The sequence below is a fragment of the Pseudidiomarina aestuarii genome, from assembly GCF_003987355.1.
GTDB classification, from domain to species: domain Bacteria; phylum Pseudomonadota; class Gammaproteobacteria; order Enterobacterales; family Alteromonadaceae; genus Pseudidiomarina; species Pseudidiomarina aestuarii.
In genome coordinates, this window is sequence record NZ_PIPR01000001.1 from 1,285,580 (window position 1) to 1,302,355 (window position 16,776).

The following is a 16,776-nucleotide window of genomic DNA, read 5'->3' on the forward strand; positions in this document are numbered from 1 at the left end:
GGCTCAGATTATTTCTTCTTCTTAATGAACTTCATCAGGCGCTTGCGCTTACGCTCTTGGGTGCTGGTGAGCTTGTTTTTACGGCCAGCGTAGGGGTTCACCGATTCGCGGAACTCGACCTTGATGGGCGTACCCATAATGCCGAGGGTTTTGCGGAAATAGTTGGTCAGGTAGCGTTGGTAGGAGCCGGGTAAGCGTTCTACTTGGTTACCATGAATAATAATGCGTGGTGGGTTATAACCACCGGCATGGGCATACTTGAGCTTGACGCGACGACCACTCACCAAAGGTGGTTGGTGTTCATCAACGGCCATTTCGAGAATGCGAGTAAGTTTGGCGGTACTGACGCGCTGTGTCGCGCTGGCGAAAGCTTCTTGAACCGACTCGAACAAGTTACCGACGCCGCTACCATGCAACGCAGAAATAAAGTGCAGACGGGCGAAGTCGACAAAGCCTAAGCGGCGGTCGAGTTCGCGTTTAATTTCTTCGCGATGATCATGGCTGAGGCCATCCCATTTGTTCACCGCAATTACAATCGAACGACCGGCGTTTAGGGCAAAACCAATCAAGTTAAGATCTTGGTCAGACACCACTTCACGAGCATCAATCACCGCAATCACTACGTTGGCATCTTCAATCGCCTGCAAGGTTTTGATGACCGAGAACTTTTCGATCGTTTCGTCAATTTTACCGCGACGCCGCACACCAGCAGTGTCGATTAATATGTACTGGCGCTCATCACGTTCCATCGGAATATAGACCGAATCACGGGTGGTGCCTGGCATGTCATAGACCACCACGCGCTCTTCACCGAGAATACGGTTAATCAACGTTGATTTGCCCACATTTGGGCGCCCAACAATCGCGAGCTTCAATGGTAAAGTGGAATAATCAATTTCGTCGTGTGCGAGGTCTTGATTCGGATCGACATAAATCGTTTCGCCGGCTTCATCGACCACCACATTGCCATCTTCATCGACTAATGGCACCGGCTCTGCAAGTTCAACGCGAATATCTGGGTATGTCTCGAGTAGAGGGGTGAAGGCTTTCTCGAGGAGTTGCTCAACGCCACGTCCATGCGCAGCAGCAATCCCATAAACATCACCGAGGCCCAGTTCGAAGAAATCAGCTTGTGCGGCATTGGCATCAATACCGTCAATTTTGTTGGCAACCACATAAGACTTCTTGCTCATTTTGCGCAAGTACTCAGCAATTGCATTGTCGGCTACGGTGATACCATCTCGGGCATCGACCATGAACAGCACAACATCTGCCTCATCAATAGCGCGCAGTGATTGCGATGCCATTTCGGCGTCGATACCTTCTTCATCGCCATGCACACCAGCGGTGTCGATAACAATGAATTGGAAACCGTCGTAATTCGCCTGACCGTATTTACGGTCACGCGTGAGTCCAGGAAAGTCTGCTACCAGTGCGTCCCGCGTGCGGGTTAGCCGATTAAACAGGGTAGATTTGCCCACATTCGGGCGCCCGACCAGGGCCACAACAGGTAACATAGCTTTTAAATTCCTACCGCGAGTAAACTACCGTCGCGTAATTGAACATAGAGAGTGTCACCACTCACAATCGGCGCCACATAGGCTTCGTCATCCATTTCTAAACGCCCAATTAACTCACCGTTACTGGCATTTAAGAAATGCAGGTAGCCAAAGCGGTCACCCACTACGACAGTGTTTTTATAGCGCACTGGAGCGGTCAACTCACGACCACTGAGGTCATTATTGCTCCACACTTCCACGCCACCTTGTGGATCCAGTGCATAGACACTGTCATCAACGTCTGTTAAGTACAAACGCCCGCCACCGATATCGATATTCTGGAACGACGAGTACTCGCGTTGCCAAATAACGCGACCTGAATTGAGTTCTACCGATGCCACTTGGCCATTATATGCAATTGCATATACTGCCGAGCCATAAACAACGGGCTTCGAATCCACATCGATCAAACGTTGTAACTCGGTTGCACCTTTAGGAACAGCCAAGCGTGCTTCCCATGCTTGCTGACCATTTTCGAGGACAGCTACCGATAGTTTACCGGTCGCAGTACCGAATAGAGCGCCACCATTGGTAATGATAGGTGCTGAGGTTCCGCGTAACGTCAGTGCCGGAACTTCAGTACGCAAAGTCCATTGCTCTTCACCCGTGCGTTCATCCAGTCCGACAATATTTCCAGAGCCAGTCTGCACCACGACAAAACCGTCGCCCACAGCAGGATCTGCTAATACTTCACCTTTCACTTCGGTATGCCACAGAAGCTCGCCGTTGTCTGGGTTTAAAGCAATAACTTGACCATTTTCGGTGCCGAAGAAAATCCGATTGCCTCCTGAAGTGAGGCCGCCACTGATACGCAGAGGTTCTCCTGGGAATAACCAGCCTTCTTCTTCACCACCGAGCAACGTTCGTACATCAACACGCCAAGCCGGTTGGCCAGAGTTGCGTTCAAATGCTGCGACGACACCGCGCCGGTCAGCCGCAATAACTCGCTCGCCAACAACAATTGGGTTTAGACGCGAGAAAAAGTCACCAACGCCGTCACCCACTTCTCGGGTCCACTGCACTTGTGGCGTCACAGTTGCGTTGATGGGTTGTAGCTCTTTATAGGTGATTTCGTCATCACCAAAAATAGAACAACCACTGAGCACAGTAGCGGCTACTGCCACTGCGGTTAACTTCAAAAATTTCATGATTCCGCCGGGATACTTTTCAGTTTAATTTCAGCCAGTGGCGAATTGTAATCGACCACCGCTAGCGCGTCTTCATAGGCAGCTCGTGCTGCCGCAGCGTCGCCTTTGGCGAGCAATGCATCACCGCGTAACTCCGCTGCGATACCAGCAAAACCAGCAACCGATTCGATGCTTTGCAATGCAGTAATAGCAGTATCGTATTGATCTTGTGCAATCAATACGCGTGCTTGGCGAACAGTTGCTACCGCATTCATTGCGCCTTGCGTATTATCACGGACCATTTGCAGTGCGCTGACCGCTGTTGCTAAGTCACCTGCGTTGACGGCTTGTTGCGCCAACTCCAGCGCAGCAAGATTACCGTAGCTAGTGCCTGCTTGCTCATTCACAAACTCTTGCGCACTTGCAATAGCGCTCTCATCTGCATTTTCCATTTGCACCAATACGTCACTGTAAGCTTCAGAGGCGGCCTCTTGCTTGGCAATGGTTTGCGCATCGTAATAGCGCCAGCCGTAGAACAGGGCAAAACCGATCACCAATCCGGCGACGATTCCCTTGCCATGCTCGTTCCAAAAGTCCTTGATGCGTTCGACTTGTTGATCTTCGGTTTCCATGGGTAATACCTCGTTACTGGCTACTAGCTACTGGCTATTGGCTACTAGCTATTGGTTAATCGTTAATCGTTAATCGTTAATCGTTATTCGTTATTGGTTTTTCGTTATTCGTTTTTGCTAATAGCTAATATCTAGTAGCTATCAGCGTTGTTTATCTCATTCCGTGCCCAGTTGTTGCAGCACATCACTTAGTGACGACGTTACTGGGTAGTCGATTTCGCGCTCGCGTAAGTGTTTCAGCTGATAGCTTAACTTGTCATTGTCGTTCATCACCACCAGTGCGTAGGTGGCGTCGGATTTATCGGCTTTCGCTAGTTTCTTCTTCAGCGCTTGGCTGCCACTATGCACCTGAACGCGAAGTGTCGGCAGTGCGTCTCGAAGTTGTTCGGCAACGGTCAACACGTTTAGTTCCGCGTCATCGTTACCGGCAATTAAGTACAAATCGCTGCTCTGCGTGGCTGGAATTAGACCTTGTGTTTCCAAAAGTAAAACCAGACGTTCAATACCCATGGCAAAGCCGACTGCTGGCGTTGGTTTACCGCCAAGCTGTTCCACTAAGCCATCGTAACGGCCGCCAGCACAAACGGTGCCTTGTGAGCCGAGTTCAGTGGTGACCCACTCAAACACAGTCCGATTGTAATAATCGAGACCACGGACCAGCTTCTCGTTCAATACGTACTCGATACCGGCTGCATCCAAACGCTGGCATAAACCATCAAAATGCACACGAGATTCGTCATCCCAGTACTCACTCAGTTTCGGTGCATCCACCAGGATAGCTTGGGTTTCTGGAGATTTGCTGTCGAGAACGCGCAGCACATTGGTATCGAGACGACGTTTCGAATCTTCATCCAATTGCGCTTCATGCGCACGTAAATAATCGCGCAGTGCCACTCGATAATTGGCGCGCGCTTCATTGGACGCAAGCGAGTTCAATTGTAACTGTACTTGGTCACGAATACCGAATGCTTGCCACAACCGCGCAGAGAGCAAAATCACCTCTGCATCAATATCCGGACCATCCATACCAAAGGCTTCGATGCCGAATTGATGGAACTGACGATAACGACCTTTTTGCGGGCGTTCATGGCGGAACATTGGGCCCATGTACCAAAGCCGTTGGGTTTGGTTATAGAGCAAACCGTGTTCATTCCCGGCGCGTACGCAGCTTGCGGTACCTTCCGGGCGCAGCGTCAGGCTGTCACCATTGCGATCGTCGAAGGTGTACATCTCTTTTTCGACAATGTCAGTGACTTCACCGATGGAGCGCTTAAACAGGTCAGTACTTTCGACCACAGGCATGCGAATTTCTTGATAGGAGTAGGCGGCGGCGGTATTGCGAATCACGCCCTCAACGTACTGCCAAGCCGGAGTTTGGCTAGGCAGAATATCGTTCATTCCACGAATTGCTTGAATAGTTTTTGCCACGACGTTGTTACTTTCTCGTCAGTTGTTCACAGTTGGGATCAATTTTAGGCGGGTAGTATACCGCAGGTTTAGCTTTGCTTCACAGGAATCTGCTCAGCTTCTAAGCGTTTCACCTTGGCGCGAATATGACGTTCAAGTTGATCCACGAGGTCATTGTTGTCGAGACGTTCTTTTTGCCGCTCGCCATCAATGTAAAAACCACTCTTGTTTTTGGCGCCAGCCAAGCCAACTTGCGAGATGAGTGCCTCACCAGGACCGTTGACGACACAACCAATAATGGACACATCCATGGGAATGGTGACGTCTTCGAGACGTTGCTCTAGCGCGTTAACAGTACTGATCACATCAAACTCTTGGCGCGAACAACTCGGGCAGGCGATGAAATTGATGCCACGACTGCGAATACGTAGTGACTTCAGAATGTCGAAACCAACTTTGACTTCCTCAACGGGGTTCGCGGCCAGTGAAATGCGTAAGGTATCGCCAATGCCTTCGGCTAATAGCATACCCAAACCAATCGCTGATTTGACCGAACCGCTACGCAAGCCACCCGCTTCGGTAATACCGAGATGCAAAGGTTGCTCAATTTGCTTCGCCAATAACCGATAGGATTCGACGGCAAGAAAAACGTCTGATGCTTTCACACTGACTTTAAAATCTTGGAAATTCAGGCGGTCTAAAATATCTACATGACGCATCGCTGATTCGACTAATGCGGCTGGATTTGGCTCGCCGTACTTTTCTTGTAGATCTTTCTCGAGCGACCCACCATTAACACCAATGCGGATCGGAATGCCTTTGTCACGCGCGGCATCGACCACGGCACGAATACGTTGTTCATTGCCGATGTTGCCTGGATTGATACGCAAACAGTCCACACCATACTCAGCGACCTTGAGTGCAATGCGGTAGTCAAAATGGATATCCGCAACCACTGGAATGGGGCTTTGTTGTTTGATGAACCGGAACGCTTCAGCGGCGTCCATGGTAGGCACCGATACACGAACAATGTCGGCGCCGGCATCAGCAATGGCTTGAATTTGTTTCACGGTAGCCGCTACGTCAGTCGTTTCTGTGTTCGTCATGGACTGCACAGCAATAGGTGCACCATCACCAATAGGCACATTGCCGACATAGATGCGGCGCGATTTACGACGTTGGATTGGACTTTCGTGCATCATACTCTACTACTATTGTGAATTAGTTCAGCGTCATGGTGACCGAGCGATTGCGACGGTACTCGCTCAAATCAACGGATTCACCATTATACGTTAATGTCACCGCTTCTGGCTTACACAAGATGATATCAAATGGCGCGGTGCCCGTTAATGGCATCTCGTACCCCATGACTTTTTCACCAATGGCAATGGTTTCACCAGTAGCATCAATCACGCGGATCCAGCAGCGGTCGCTAAATACCATGGTCAGAGTGTCAGTATCTGCTGGTGATGTGGCTGCTGTGTCAATAGCGGGTTCATCTTCAGCCATTTCAGTGGCGTCGACGGCTGGCGTCGCCGCGGGTGCAATAATGGCGGTATCCATTGCAGTTTCTATTGCGGTATCCACAGTAGCCGGCTGCTCGTCTGCTTCAACCGCTGCGCCGCTATCGGGCTGCACTTCTTGCATCGACGCGGTGGAAAGGTCACTGGCTTGCACGTCACTTTCTAAAACGGGTTCGGCCTCACCGTCAGCAATAGTGCCCTGCTCTTCATCGACACTGGTCGCGGAACTTGCTGAGTTTGACGGACGATTACTCACGGCAATACGGCCATCCTCTTGCGATGCACGAAATTCTGATGAGCTAGGCGCGTCATCGCTGCCAAAAATGGTATCCCAGCTGAAATCACTCTGTTGTGCCCACCAAGCAACGGCTAAGCCGATGACGATGATGATCAACGCATAGCTGATCCACTTCAGTTGAAAATCACTGCGCTCGCGAACTTTACGCTTCGAAAAGCTCTGCAATTTGACGTTGTTGTTGGTTGGTACGTCAAAACCCATTTTCTCAAACGCTTCAAAAATCGGCGCTGGATCGGTTTCGAGCGCTTTCGACAACGAGCGCAAGTAACCGCGGACAAAGGTCGGCGATGCCAACTTATCAAACGCATCGGTTTCCATATATTGCACAATAACCACACGTAAGCGCAGACTATCGGCCAATTGTTGTTGGCTCAGACCACGCGCTTCACGCGCCTTACGCAGCAGGGTACCCGGCGAATCACCTTGATAAGCTTGCTGTTCGACTACTGGTTCAACTGGATCGTGCTCGTTGGTCATAAAGTGGGTGCCATTAATTCGTTAACTGCCGATATTGTTCGGCCTGTTGAGACTGCGGAAACCGCTCGAGCAATAAGTCGCCGAATTGACGTTGCTTAGCGGCATTCTGTGTATATTGCGCAAGTTGAACTTCCAACCACAGATATTGGGCGGAAAGTTGTGGTTGCTGAGCGCGCCGCTCAATCATTCGCAAGGCATCGGCCGTGCGGCCTTGTTCCAATAACCAAGTCGCGTAGCGCTCTAAAATCTGATTGTTTCGTGAGCTGTGGTTCACAGCCAATTGATAATAGCGGTCTGCATCCGCCAAGCGCCCTGCTTCTGCAGCACAGCGTGCCGCATTTTCATAGGTGCTCGCAACCCGCACATAGCGCGGCTGTTCAACCGCTTCACGAAAATATTTATCCGCCTCGGCATACCGACCTTGCGTACAAAGTAAAGCGCCGAGATTGTTCATCGTATCACCATTATCAGGATCAAGCCGCATGGCTTGCTCATAATATTGCTCAGCCTGCGCAAACTCTTGTACTTGTTGATGGTAATAGGCGAGCCCGGTAAACACTTCGGGGTCATTCGGCTGATACTCGCGCGCCCGCTCAAGGTTGGCCTTTGCCTGCTGGAAGTTGCCAGAACGTAAATACTGCAAACCTAATGCAAGCCGTGTGCTGGCTGCTTCTTCGGCATTGAAGGTCTGGGCAGGTTGGTCTTTGCCGTCAACGGTACGTTTACTCACACAACCAGTGAGCGTAACCAGTGTAACGAGACTGATAATTATGACTGCACGCATGCCAAGCCCTCGGTAAAAAAACTATGTTAACCCAAGCGCCGCGCAGGCGAAAGGGCACAACAACGCTTTACACGGCTTTGACAGAAATTTCGTTACCGCCGCGCTGCGCTTGCTGCTTTTTCAGGATCCGCTTGGTCCGGTCAATGACATCGCCCACAAGTTGCCCGCAGGCCGCGTCGATATCATCACCACGAGTTTTCCGAACCATGACGGTATAACCGTGTTCTAGCAGAACTTTGGCAAAGCGGTCAATGCGTGAATTACTGGACCGACCGTAATCGGAACCGGGAAAAGGATTAAATGGAATGAGGTTAATCTTCGCTGGGGTACCTTTCAGCACTTCCGCGAGTTCGTGAGCCAGCTCGGTCGAATCGTTCACATGATCCAACATCACATACTCAACCGTCACCGCTTTGTTGGCTTTTGAACCGTCAATATAACGACGGCTAGCAGCCAAGAATTCGGCAATGGGATACTTCTTGTTAATGGGCACAATTTCATCACGCAACGCGTTGTTCGGCGCATGCAATGAAATAGCCAATGCCACATCAATCTGTTCTTTGAGTTTATCGAGCGCCGGTACGACACCTGAAGTACTCAAGGTGACGCGACGCTTCGACAGACCAAAACCCCAATCATCTAACATCAACTCCATAGCTGGCACGACGTTGTTGAGATTGAGGAGCGGCTCGCCCATGCCCATCATGACCACATTGGTCACGGCTTTGACATTGGTCTCGCCAAAGGCACCGAGCAACTTGCTCACGCGCCACACCTGACCAATGATTTCAGCGGTCCGGAGGTTGCGGTTAAAGCCTTGTTGTCCGGTGGAACAGAACGTGCACTCCAGTGCGCAACCTACCTGCGAGCTTACACACAACGTCGCTCGGTCAGTTTCAGGAATCCAGACGGTCTCGACATCCTGGCCATCGAACAAGGTCATGACGAACTTGATGGTGCCATCAGTCGATTGCTGTTGCGTCCGCACCTCAGGTGCACGAATTTCTGCAATTTGCTTCAGTTTTTCACGCAGCGCTTTGTTCAGATTGGTCATCTGATCAAAGTCATCGACACAAAAGTGATAAATCCACTTCATAACCTGATCGGCACGGAAAGGCTTCTCACCGAGTTCCTGAAAAAACTCACGTAAGCCGGCACGATTCAAATCGAGCAAATTCACTTTCTTATCAACAGCGTTCATAAAAACCTTTTAAAAACCAAAAACGTTATTTGCTATTTGCTACTGGCTACTAGAAAACACAGATCTAGGCTCTTCTAATAGCTAGTAGCTAGTAACTAATAGCTTTGATTAGCGGGTGCGCGAGCAGAGTTCTTCTTCAGTGAAGAAGTATGCAATTTCGCGAGCTGCAGATTCTACTGCGTCTGAGCCATGTACCGCGTTTTCATCGATAGATACAGCATAGTCTGCGCGCAGAGTTCCTGCCAACGCGTCAGCTGGGTTAGTTGCGCCCATGATGTCACGATGACGACGCACAGCGTTGTCTGCTTCCAGAACTTGTACCATGATTGGACCTGAAGTCATGAAATCAACCAATGCGCGGAAGAATGGACGCTCTTTGTGTTCTGCGTAGAAGCCTTCTGCTTGCTCGGTGCTCAAATGCATCATTTTTGCAGCAACGATGCGGAAGCCAGCTGTTTCAAAACGGTTGTAGATAGCGCCGATTACATTTTTGCCAACAGCATCTGGTTTGATAATTGATAAAGTACGTTCTAAAGCCATGAGATTCTCCGATAAGGATGTCAAATTTTTCAAATAGAAAATTGAGGTTAAAACAAGTCGCGCGGATTATACGTGAGTGCGGCTCGAGTTGAAAGCTCGAACCACGAACAGCGCTACTGGTTATTGGCTACTCGTTACTCGAACGGTGCCGATCTGTGTTTACGAATATCTAGTAACCAATAGCTATTGGCGCTGTTGTGGGTTTTGCGTTAGACTCGATGGCAATCTAGACGTCTATATATGAGGTGGTTATGACGCAACAAATTACTTTAGGTGGTGGTTGTTTTTGGTGTATTGAAGGCGCTTTTAAGCAAGTGCGCGGGGTTTTGAAAGCGCAGTCTGGTTATGCGGGTGGTCAGCAAGCCGACCCAACCTATGAGCAAGTGTGTACCGGTCAAACGGGGCACGCGGAAGTGGTGCAAATTACCTTCGATCCGCAAGCATTAACGGTACGTGAAATACTCGAAATTTTCTTTGCGCTGCATGACCCAACGCAGGTGAACCGTCAAGGCAATGATGTGGGGACACAGTATCGGACGTCGATTTTTTATCAGACTGATGAGCAGAAACAATTGGCTGAGGAAATTATTGCAGAAATGGAGCGCGAGCAAACATGGGACGCGCCTATTGTAACGACGGTTGAGCCGCTTGAGAAATTTTGGCCCGCTGAGGAGTACCATGACAACTATGTCGAGCGTAATCCTCAGAACGCCTATTGCCAAGCGGTCGTGCATCCAAAACTGGCAAAGTTCAAGCGCACTTTCGTTGACAAACTGGACGGCTAAGACAGCCGTCCTATTTGATTGAAGTGCAGTTAGTGGTTTTCTTTAACCATATTGACGGTGTATTTGGGGATCTCAATCACGAGATCCTCACCACTTACTTTAGCCTGACAACTCAGGCGTGAATCCGGATCTAACCCCCAAGCTTTGTCCAGCATGTCATCTTCATTGTCATTAATTTCAGGTAATGAATCCATGCCCTCTCGGACATAGACGTGACACGTGGTACACGCACACACTTTCTCACATGCATGCTCGATACCGATGCCATTACGCAAGGCCACATCAAGCACGGTCTCGCCGTCGTTGGCATCGATTGCTGCACCCTCGGGGCAGAGCTCTTCATGGGGCAGAAACACTATCTTGGGCATAAGTACCTCACTTCCTTAAAATACGCTACTGGCTATTAGCTACTGGCTACTGGCTACTGGCTATTAGAAAACATAGATCTGAGCTCTTCTAGTAGCTAGTAACTAGTAGCCACTCGCTCTTCACGCTTTTCACATGTCGTCGACTCGGGTGCCGGTAAGGGCTTTCCGGATCGATGCATCCATCCGTCGTGCTGCAAAGGCATCACTGGCGCGATCGACGGCGTCAATGGCCTTTTCAATCGCTTTGACGTCGGTGCCTTTGCGAGCTTGATCTAAATCTTGCATGCGCGCGTCTAAAAGTTCGCGTTCATCGACATCAAGTAAATCACCATCTGCGGCTAAAGCACTGCTGAGTGCCTCAAGAACGCGATCGGCCTCGACTTGTTGCTCACGCAGCATGCGCGCTTGCATATCCTGCTTGGCATTGGTCATTGATGCTTTAATCATCTCGCCAATATCGTCGTCCGCCAAGCCATAAGATGGCTTCACTTGGATTGACGCGCTAACACCACTGGATTTCTCCATGGCGGTGACACTCAACAGACCATCCGCATCCACTTGGAACGTGACGCGGATATGTGCTGCGCCAGCGGCCATTGGTGGGATATCCGTCAACACAAAACGTGCCAGCGACCGACAGTCATCCACCAACTCACGCTCGCCTTGGACCACGTGAATCATCATCGCTGTTTGGCCATCTTTGAACGTGGTAAATTCTTGTGCTTTGGCAACCGGAATCGTGGTATTTCGATCGATGACTTTTTCTACCAAACCACCCATGGTCTCTAGTCCCAGGGACAATGGAATGACGTCGAGCAACAACATATCAGAATCTGGCTTATTACCGGCTAATATGTCGGCTTGAATGGCAGCGCCAATCGCAACCACCTCATCCGGATCAATCGACGTCAGTGGTTCGCGACCAAAATAAGCACCGACATCGGTACGCACTTTCGGCACCCGCGTCGAGCCACCAACCATCACCACTTCCAAAATTTCATCGGCGCTGACTTCAGCGTCTTTCAGCGCACGCCGACAGTTTTGTAGGGTTTTCTGAACCAGCGGCTCAATCCAACCGTCAAATTGCTCACGAGTGATAGTTAATTCGTAATGTTGCCCGGCAATTTCGACCTGCAGCAAGGTCTCATCAGCATCGGTGAGCGCTTCCTTGGCGGCTTTAGCCGCATTGATAAGCGTGCGCTCAGTCCGAGCGTCGACGTTGGCATCAAGTTGCCAAGCTTGCTTCAATTGCTGCACGATGAGTTGGTCAAAGTCGTCGCCACCCAGCGCGCTATCACCACCGGTTGCCAGCACTTCAAATACACCGCCAGTTAACCGGAGAATCGAAATATCAAAGGTTCCACCACCGAGGTCATAGACCGCAATTAAGCCTTCTTGCCCGGTATCGAGACCATAAGCGACAGCAGCAGCGGTAGGCTCATTGAGTAGCCGTAACACGTTGACTCCGGCCAATTGAGCCGCGTCTTTCGTGCTTTGCCGCTGTGCATCGTCAAAGTACGCCGGCACGGTAATTACCACGCCAGTGAGCTCGCCGCCGAGCGCTGCTTGAGCGCGCGCACTCAACGTCCGCAGAATGTCTGCTGACACTTCGACCGCGGTTTTCGCACCCGCTGAGGTATGAAATACCGGAACACCATTCTCGGTTTCACTGAGATGATAGGGGAGGTTTTGGAAATTCTTTTGTACATCAGCCACTGTGCGGCCAATGAAACGTTTGACAGAAACAATGGTATCTTCGCTGGCAATCGAAGCGTCTGCGTGCAATGCCAATGCGTCATAGCCAGTGAGTATGCGCTCACTACCGTAATGCACAACCGATGGCAGGATACCGCGCTCCTGATCGTCACGCAGCACGGTTGCCTTACCACTGCGCACCGTCGCAACCAACGAATTGGTCGTACCGAGATCAATACCCACGGCTAGGCGGTGTTGATGGGGGGCGGTGCTCTGTCCGGGTTCAGCTATCTGGAGTAAGGCCATACTACCTCTTTGAGTTCGCTAATGGCGACTGGCTATTGGCTACTAGTTACTAGCTAATAGAAAACACAGATCTACGCTTTTCTAGTAACCAGTAACTAGTAGCTAATAGCTAGTAACATTCTTAAAAGTCTTTGGCATCGAGTTCGTAGTCGAGCTTGTGCATAAACTTCAGCTTTCGTACGACGTTCGCTGCCGCGTCATTATCTTCGCTTTCGAGTAAGGATTCGAGTTCAGTCTGCAGCTGCTTGATTTCATCGTCGAGCTCAGATTGAGCGCTGAGCACGTCTGTTGCCGAATTCAAGTCTTCGAGTCGTTCACGCCATTCCATTTGCGCCATCAAGAACTCAGGATCTTGCAGCGTCTGTTGTTCATGCTGCAAGTCAATACCGCGCAACTCAAGCATGTATTCAGCTCGAGACAGCGGGCGGCGGAGAGTTTGATAGGCATCGTTGAGCTGCGAAGTGCGTTGTACCGCGAGTAATTTATCGCGTTGACTCGCATTGGCAAACCGATCAGGATGCAGCGTTTGCTGCAGCTTTCGGTAGCGCTGTTGTAACTCCGCCGCATCGATAGCAAATGCGGCGGGTAGACCGAACAATTCAAAATGATTCATACGCTTAAACAATCACCGTCTTAGACGTTAAAGCTCTCACCACAACCGCATTCGCCTTTGGCGTTTGGATTGTTAAATTCGAACCCTTCGTTCAAGCCTTCTTTCACGAAATCCAATTCGGTTCCGTCAAGGTAGACTAGGCTTTTGCCATCAATGATGATTTTCACACCTTTGTCCTCGAAAACCGAGTCGGTGTCATCTACTGAATCGACAAATTCCATGACATAGGCTAAGCCGGAGCAGCCTGTCGTTTTCACGCCAAGACGAATTCCAACGCCTTTGCCGCGAGATTCAAGGAACGCCCGCGCACGTTGCGCGGCCGCTTCAGTCATCGTGATGCCCATCGCTTACCCTGCGTGTTTTTTCTTGTAATCCTCAATAGCCGCTTTGATTGCATCTTCGGCTAGAATCGAGCAGTGGATCTTCACTGGTGGCAACGCCAGCTCTTCCGCGATTTGCGTATTTTTGAGCTGAGCGGCTTCTTCCAGTGATTTGCCTTTTACCCACTCAGTTACGAGTGAACTAGAGGCAATAGCTGAACCACACCCATAGGTCTTGAACTTGGCATCTTCAATAATGCCTTGGTCATTGACCTTGATTTGCAACTTCATGACGTCACCACAAGCGGGTGCTCCAACCATACCGGTTGCGATACTTGGATCATTTTTGTCGAAACCGCCAACGTTGCGCGGATTTTCATAATGGTCGATAACTTTTTGACTGTAAGCCATAATTTCTACCTCTCTTGGTGGCTGCTCTTAGTGAGCAACCCATTCGACGCTGTTCAAGTCCACACCATCTTTGTACATTTCCCAAAGTGGTGACATGTCGCGCAGGCGACCGATTGATTTCTGAATCTGTTCAATCGCGTGATCCACTTCCTCTTCAGTCGTGAAGCGACCGAAACTAAAGCGAATTGAGCTATGTGCTAACTCGTCGTTACGCCCTAACGCGCGGAGCACGTAGGATGGCTCTAAGCTTGCGGAGGTACAGGCTGAACCTGATGATACCGCTAAGTCTTTCAATGCCATGATCAGCGACTCACCTTCGACAAAGTTAAAGCTGATGTTGAAGATGTGCGGTACGCCATGCTCTTGGTTACCGTTGATATAGACTTCTTCAATGTCTTTCACACCGTTCCAAAGACGCTCACGCAATGCACGGAAACGCTCGCCTTCAGCAGCCATTTCTTCTTTGGCAATACGAGCTGCTTCACCGAAGCCTACGATTTGATGCGTTGGTAACGTACCTGAACGCATACCACGCTCATGGCCACCACCGTGCATCTGCGCATTCAAACGCACCCGTGGCTTACGGCGTACATACAATGCACCGATACCTTTCGGACCGTACATTTTGTGCGCTGAGAAGCTCATCAAATCGACCGGCAGTTGCTCTAAATCGATAGCGACTTTGCCGGCGCTTTGCGCAGCGTCGACATGGAAAATAGTTTTGTTAGCACGACACAAATTACCGATAGTCTCGATATCTTGAATCACGCCGATCTCATTGTTCACGTGCATCACGCTTACCACTACAGTGTCTTCACGCAGTGCTGCTTTGAAAGCATCAATATCAATCAAACCGTCTTCTTGCACGTCAAGGTATGTGACTTCAAAACCTTCACGCTCTAACTGGCGGCAGGTATCCAATACGGCTTTGTGCTCAGTTTTCACCGTGATGATGTGCTTGCCTTTTTTCTGGTAAAACTCTGCAGCACCCTTGATACCCAAGTTGTCAGATTCAGTCGCGCCTGACGTGAACACGATTTCGCGTGGATCTGCATTGATGAGCTCAGCAATTTGGCTACGTGCAATGTCAATGGCTTCTTCAGCTTGCCAGCCAAAGCGGTGTGAGCGCGACGCTGGATTACCAAACTGACCATCTGGCGTTAAGAACTGCATCATCTTTTCGGCAACACGCGGATCAACCGGTGTGGTTGCTGCGTAGTCAAAATAAATTGGTAATTTCATTGGTACTACCCCATCTGGCAATTGAGAGCGATTTGCTGCTCGCGTTTCTTTTGCTCGGCTGCCTGCAGGTTTTGACGCTGGGCAACTTGTGCGATGTCTTGCTTGGTGACAAGCTCTGCCAGCGTAATGCCGGCTAGGAAATCTTCGATTCGGTCACTCAGACCTTCCCACAATGAGTGGGTCAAGCAACGGCTACCACCCTGGCACCCGCCTTTACCTTGGCAACGTGTGGCATCGATAGACTCATCGACAGCCTGAATCACTGCGCTGATTGAGATAGCATGCGCCTCTAACCCGAGACGATAACCACCGCCTGGACCGCGCACACTACTCACCAGCCCTTGCTTACGCAAGCGAGCGAATAATTGTTCAAGATAACTCAGCGAAATACCCTGCCGTTCTGAGATATCGGCGAGCGGAACTGGGCCATCTTGGGTATGGAGCGCAACGTCGAGCATTGCAGTCACGGCGTAGCGTCCTTTCGAGGTTAATCGCATAGTGCGTTCTCCTAAAAATCTACGCAAATTGTGACATTCCCGACTGTTTTAGTCAAGTATTATCAGAGGACGAGTAAGCGTTACTAGCTACTGGCTATTGGCTACTAGCAAGAGCGAAATGCTAAAACCAGAGAGCTACTGGCTACTGGCTACTGGCTACTGGCTACTGGCTACTGGCTACTGGCTACTAGAAAAGCTTAGATCTGTGTTTTCGAGTAACTAGTAACTAGTAACTAGTAACTAGTAACTATTAGCTTTTACCGCTTTTCACTCTTTTGTCGATTGAAGTCAGGATTCCTCGGAGGATATTGAGCTCCGCGACTTCCGGACGAGCGCGGGCGAACATGCGGCGCAGTTTCGCCATCACTTGGCCTGGGTGTTGTTTGATGATGAAGCCGGTGTCGAGCAATGTGCTTTCGAGATGCGTATAAAAGCGCTCAAGATCTTCTGCAAGCGGGTACTCGGTGGTTTCTGGTTTGGGTTGCTGTTCGGCTTCGAGATATTGCATGCGAATTTCGTAAGCCAAAGTTTGCACGGCCATGGCTAGATTCAGCGAGCTGTACTCGGGATTCGATGGAATGTGCACATGATGCGTACATTGCTGTAGCTCTTCGTTAGTCAGGCCGCTGCTTTCTCGACCAAACACCAACGCAACTGGGTACTGCGATACTTCTCTGAGGGTTTGCGCGGCTGCTTCACGTGGCCCAATCAACGGCCAGTCCAGGGTGCGGTTGCGTGCGCTCGTACCTATGACTAAGCCACAGTCGGCAATGGCTTCTGCCAAACTGCCGACAATGTTGGCGCGGTGTAAAACGTCGGTAGCACCGGCAGCCAATGCTGACGCATGACTGTCCGGAGCCTGCACAGGATCAACCAAGGTCAGTTGCGACAGTCCCATGGTTTTCATGGCACGAGCAACCGAACCAATATTTCCGGTATGCGACGTATTCACCAATACGATACGAATGGAATCGAGCATGTCCGCGCCTCT

Annotated in this window: 18 protein-coding genes; 1 reads left to right on the forward strand and 17 read right to left on the reverse strand. The window is 50.3% G+C overall.

Annotated features, from left to right (window positions below):
- Nucleotides 1-8: 8 nt before the first annotated feature.
- The 9 genes from der to ndk all read right to left on the reverse strand — a co-directional run bounded on the left by der (nt 9) and on the right by ndk (nt 9,548).
- Nucleotides 9-1,517: a ribosome biogenesis GTPase Der gene (gene der / locus CWE22_RS05855; RefSeq protein ID WP_169930412.1), complete on the reverse strand. Its 1,509-nt coding sequence runs from the start codon at nt 1,515-1,517 to the stop codon at nt 9-11.
- 5 nt (nt 1,518-1,522) lie between these two features.
- Nucleotides 1,523-2,707: an outer membrane protein assembly factor BamB gene (gene bamB / locus CWE22_RS05860; RefSeq protein ID WP_169930413.1), complete on the reverse strand. Its 1,185-nt coding sequence runs from the start codon at nt 2,705-2,707 to the stop codon at nt 1,523-1,525.
- Nucleotides 2,704-3,318, reverse strand: coding sequence for a YfgM family protein (locus CWE22_RS05865; protein ID WP_169930414.1), 615 nt, complete (start codon nt 3,316-3,318; stop codon nt 2,704-2,706). The genes bamB and CWE22_RS05865 overlap by 4 nt, the downstream gene beginning before the upstream one ends.
- 156 nt (nt 3,319-3,474) lie before the next feature.
- Nucleotides 3,475-4,746 carry a histidine--tRNA ligase gene (gene hisS, locus CWE22_RS05870; protein WP_169930415.1) on the reverse strand — a complete coding sequence of 424 codons (1,272 nt, stop codon included), beginning with the start codon at nt 4,744-4,746 and terminating at the stop codon, nt 3,475-3,477.
- Between the two features lie 68 nt (nt 4,747-4,814).
- Nucleotides 4,815-5,927, reverse strand: coding sequence for a flavodoxin-dependent (E)-4-hydroxy-3-methylbut-2-enyl-diphosphate synthase (gene ispG / locus CWE22_RS05875; RefSeq protein ID WP_169930416.1), 1,113 nt, complete (start codon nt 5,925-5,927; stop codon nt 4,815-4,817).
- Between the two features lie 19 nt (nt 5,928-5,946).
- Nucleotides 5,947-7,023 carry a RodZ domain-containing protein gene (locus CWE22_RS05880; RefSeq protein ID WP_169930417.1) on the reverse strand — a complete coding sequence of 359 codons (1,077 nt, stop codon included), beginning with the start codon at nt 7,021-7,023 and terminating at the stop codon, nt 5,947-5,949.
- Nucleotides 7,024-7,036: 13 nt separating this feature from the next.
- Nucleotides 7,037-7,807, reverse strand: coding sequence for a type IV pilus biogenesis/stability protein PilW (gene pilW / locus CWE22_RS05885; protein WP_169930418.1), 771 nt, complete (start codon nt 7,805-7,807; stop codon nt 7,037-7,039).
- 67 nt (nt 7,808-7,874) lie between these two features.
- A complete protein-coding gene (gene rlmN, locus CWE22_RS05890) occupies nt 7,875-9,008 on the reverse strand; it encodes a dual-specificity RNA methyltransferase RlmN (protein ID WP_169930419.1) in 1,134 nt (377 codons plus the stop codon).
- A 108-nt stretch (nt 9,009-9,116) separates the two neighbouring features.
- Entirely contained in the window at nt 9,117-9,548 is a 432-nt protein-coding gene (ndk, locus tag CWE22_RS05895) for a nucleoside-diphosphate kinase (RefSeq protein WP_169930420.1), read from the reverse strand.
- Nucleotides 9,549-9,793: 245 nt separating this feature from the next.
- On the opposite strand from ndk, the gene msrA reads away from it, so the two are divergent.
- Nucleotides 9,794-10,333, forward strand: coding sequence for a peptide-methionine (S)-S-oxide reductase MsrA (msrA, locus tag CWE22_RS05900; protein WP_420821027.1), 540 nt, complete (start codon nt 9,794-9,796; stop codon nt 10,331-10,333).
- A 29-nt stretch (nt 10,334-10,362) separates the two neighbouring features.
- Here the strand turns inward: msrA and fdx are convergent, their stop codons facing one another.
- The 8 genes from fdx to trmJ all read right to left on the reverse strand — a co-directional run bounded on the left by fdx (nt 10,363) and on the right by trmJ (nt 16,764).
- Nucleotides 10,363-10,701, reverse strand: a complete 339-nt coding sequence (gene fdx, locus CWE22_RS05905) for an ISC system 2Fe-2S type ferredoxin (RefSeq protein WP_169930422.1) — start codon at nt 10,699-10,701, stop codon at nt 10,363-10,365.
- Between the two features lie 129 nt (nt 10,702-10,830).
- A complete protein-coding gene (gene hscA, locus CWE22_RS05910) occupies nt 10,831-12,702 on the reverse strand; it encodes a Fe-S protein assembly chaperone HscA (RefSeq protein WP_169930423.1) in 1,872 nt (623 codons plus the stop codon).
- Between the two features lie 121 nt (nt 12,703-12,823).
- Entirely contained in the window at nt 12,824-13,315 is a 492-nt protein-coding gene (hscB, locus tag CWE22_RS05915) for a co-chaperone HscB (protein WP_169930424.1), read from the reverse strand.
- A 20-nt stretch (nt 13,316-13,335) separates the two neighbouring features.
- Nucleotides 13,336-13,659 (reverse strand): iron-sulfur cluster assembly protein IscA, encoded by a 324-nt coding sequence (gene iscA / locus CWE22_RS05920; RefSeq protein WP_169930425.1) that lies wholly within the window; start codon nt 13,657-13,659, stop codon nt 13,336-13,338.
- 3 nt (nt 13,660-13,662) lie between these two features.
- Nucleotides 13,663-14,046: a Fe-S cluster assembly scaffold IscU gene (iscU, locus tag CWE22_RS05925; RefSeq protein WP_169930426.1), complete on the reverse strand. Its 384-nt coding sequence runs from the start codon at nt 14,044-14,046 to the stop codon at nt 13,663-13,665.
- Nucleotides 14,047-14,073: 27 nt separating this feature from the next.
- Nucleotides 14,074-15,288, reverse strand: a complete 1,215-nt coding sequence (locus CWE22_RS05930; protein WP_169930427.1) for an IscS subfamily cysteine desulfurase — start codon at nt 15,286-15,288, stop codon at nt 14,074-14,076.
- A 5-nt stretch (nt 15,289-15,293) separates the two neighbouring features.
- On the reverse strand, nt 15,294-15,785 hold the full coding sequence (iscR, locus tag CWE22_RS05935; protein ID WP_169930428.1) for a Fe-S cluster assembly transcriptional regulator IscR: 492 nt from the start codon (nt 15,783-15,785) through the stop codon (nt 15,294-15,296).
- Nucleotides 15,786-16,035: 250 nt separating this feature from the next.
- The gene (gene trmJ, locus CWE22_RS05940) at nt 16,036-16,764 is read right to left on the reverse strand and encodes a tRNA (cytosine(32)/uridine(32)-2'-O)-methyltransferase TrmJ (protein WP_169930429.1); all 729 of its coding nucleotides are present in this window, start codon (nt 16,762-16,764) and stop codon (nt 16,036-16,038) included.
- Nucleotides 16,765-16,776: the final 12 nt, after the last annotated feature.

Coding starts and splice junctions, on each gene's coding strand:
- der (WP_169930412.1), bottom strand. CDS start 1,517: ATGTTACCTGTTGTGGCCCTGGTCGGGCGCCCGAATGTGGGCAAATCT.
- bamB (WP_169930413.1), bottom strand. CDS start 2,707: ATGAAATTTTTGAAGTTAACCGCAGTGGCAGTAGCCGCTACTGTGCTC.
- CWE22_RS05865 (WP_169930414.1), bottom strand. CDS start 3,318: ATGGAAACCGAAGATCAACAAGTCGAACGCATCAAGGACTTTTGGAAC.
- ispG (WP_169930416.1), bottom strand. CDS start 5,927: ATGATGCACGAAAGTCCAATCCAACGTCGTAAATCGCGCCGCATCTAT.
- CWE22_RS05880 (WP_169930417.1), bottom strand. CDS start 7,023: ATGACCAACGAGCACGATCCAGTTGAACCAGTAGTCGAACAGCAAGCT.
- pilW (WP_169930418.1), bottom strand. CDS start 7,807: ATGCGTGCAGTCATAATTATCAGTCTCGTTACACTGGTTACGCTCACT.
- rlmN (WP_169930419.1), bottom strand. CDS start 9,008: ATGAACGCTGTTGATAAGAAAGTGAATTTGCTCGATTTGAATCGTGCC.
- ndk (WP_169930420.1), bottom strand. CDS start 9,548: ATGGCTTTAGAACGTACTTTATCAATTATCAAACCAGATGCTGTTGGC.
- fdx (WP_169930422.1), bottom strand. CDS start 10,701: ATGCCCAAGATAGTGTTTCTGCCCCATGAAGAGCTCTGCCCCGAGGGT.
- hscA (WP_169930423.1), bottom strand. CDS start 12,702: ATGGCCTTACTCCAGATAGCTGAACCCGGACAGAGCACCGCCCCCCAT.
- hscB (WP_169930424.1), bottom strand. CDS start 13,315: ATGAATCATTTTGAATTGTTCGGTCTACCCGCCGCATTTGCTATCGAT.
- iscA (WP_169930425.1), bottom strand. CDS start 13,659: ATGGGCATCACGATGACTGAAGCGGCCGCGCAACGTGCGCGGGCGTTC.
- iscU (WP_169930426.1), bottom strand. CDS start 14,046: ATGGCTTACAGTCAAAAAGTTATCGACCATTATGAAAATCCGCGCAAC.
- CWE22_RS05930 (WP_169930427.1), bottom strand. CDS start 15,288: ATGAAATTACCAATTTATTTTGACTACGCAGCAACCACACCGGTTGAT.
- iscR (WP_169930428.1), bottom strand. CDS start 15,785: ATGCGATTAACCTCGAAAGGACGCTACGCCGTGACTGCAATGCTCGAC.
- trmJ (WP_169930429.1), bottom strand. CDS start 16,764: ATGCTCGATTCCATTCGTATCGTATTGGTGAATACGTCGCATACCGGA.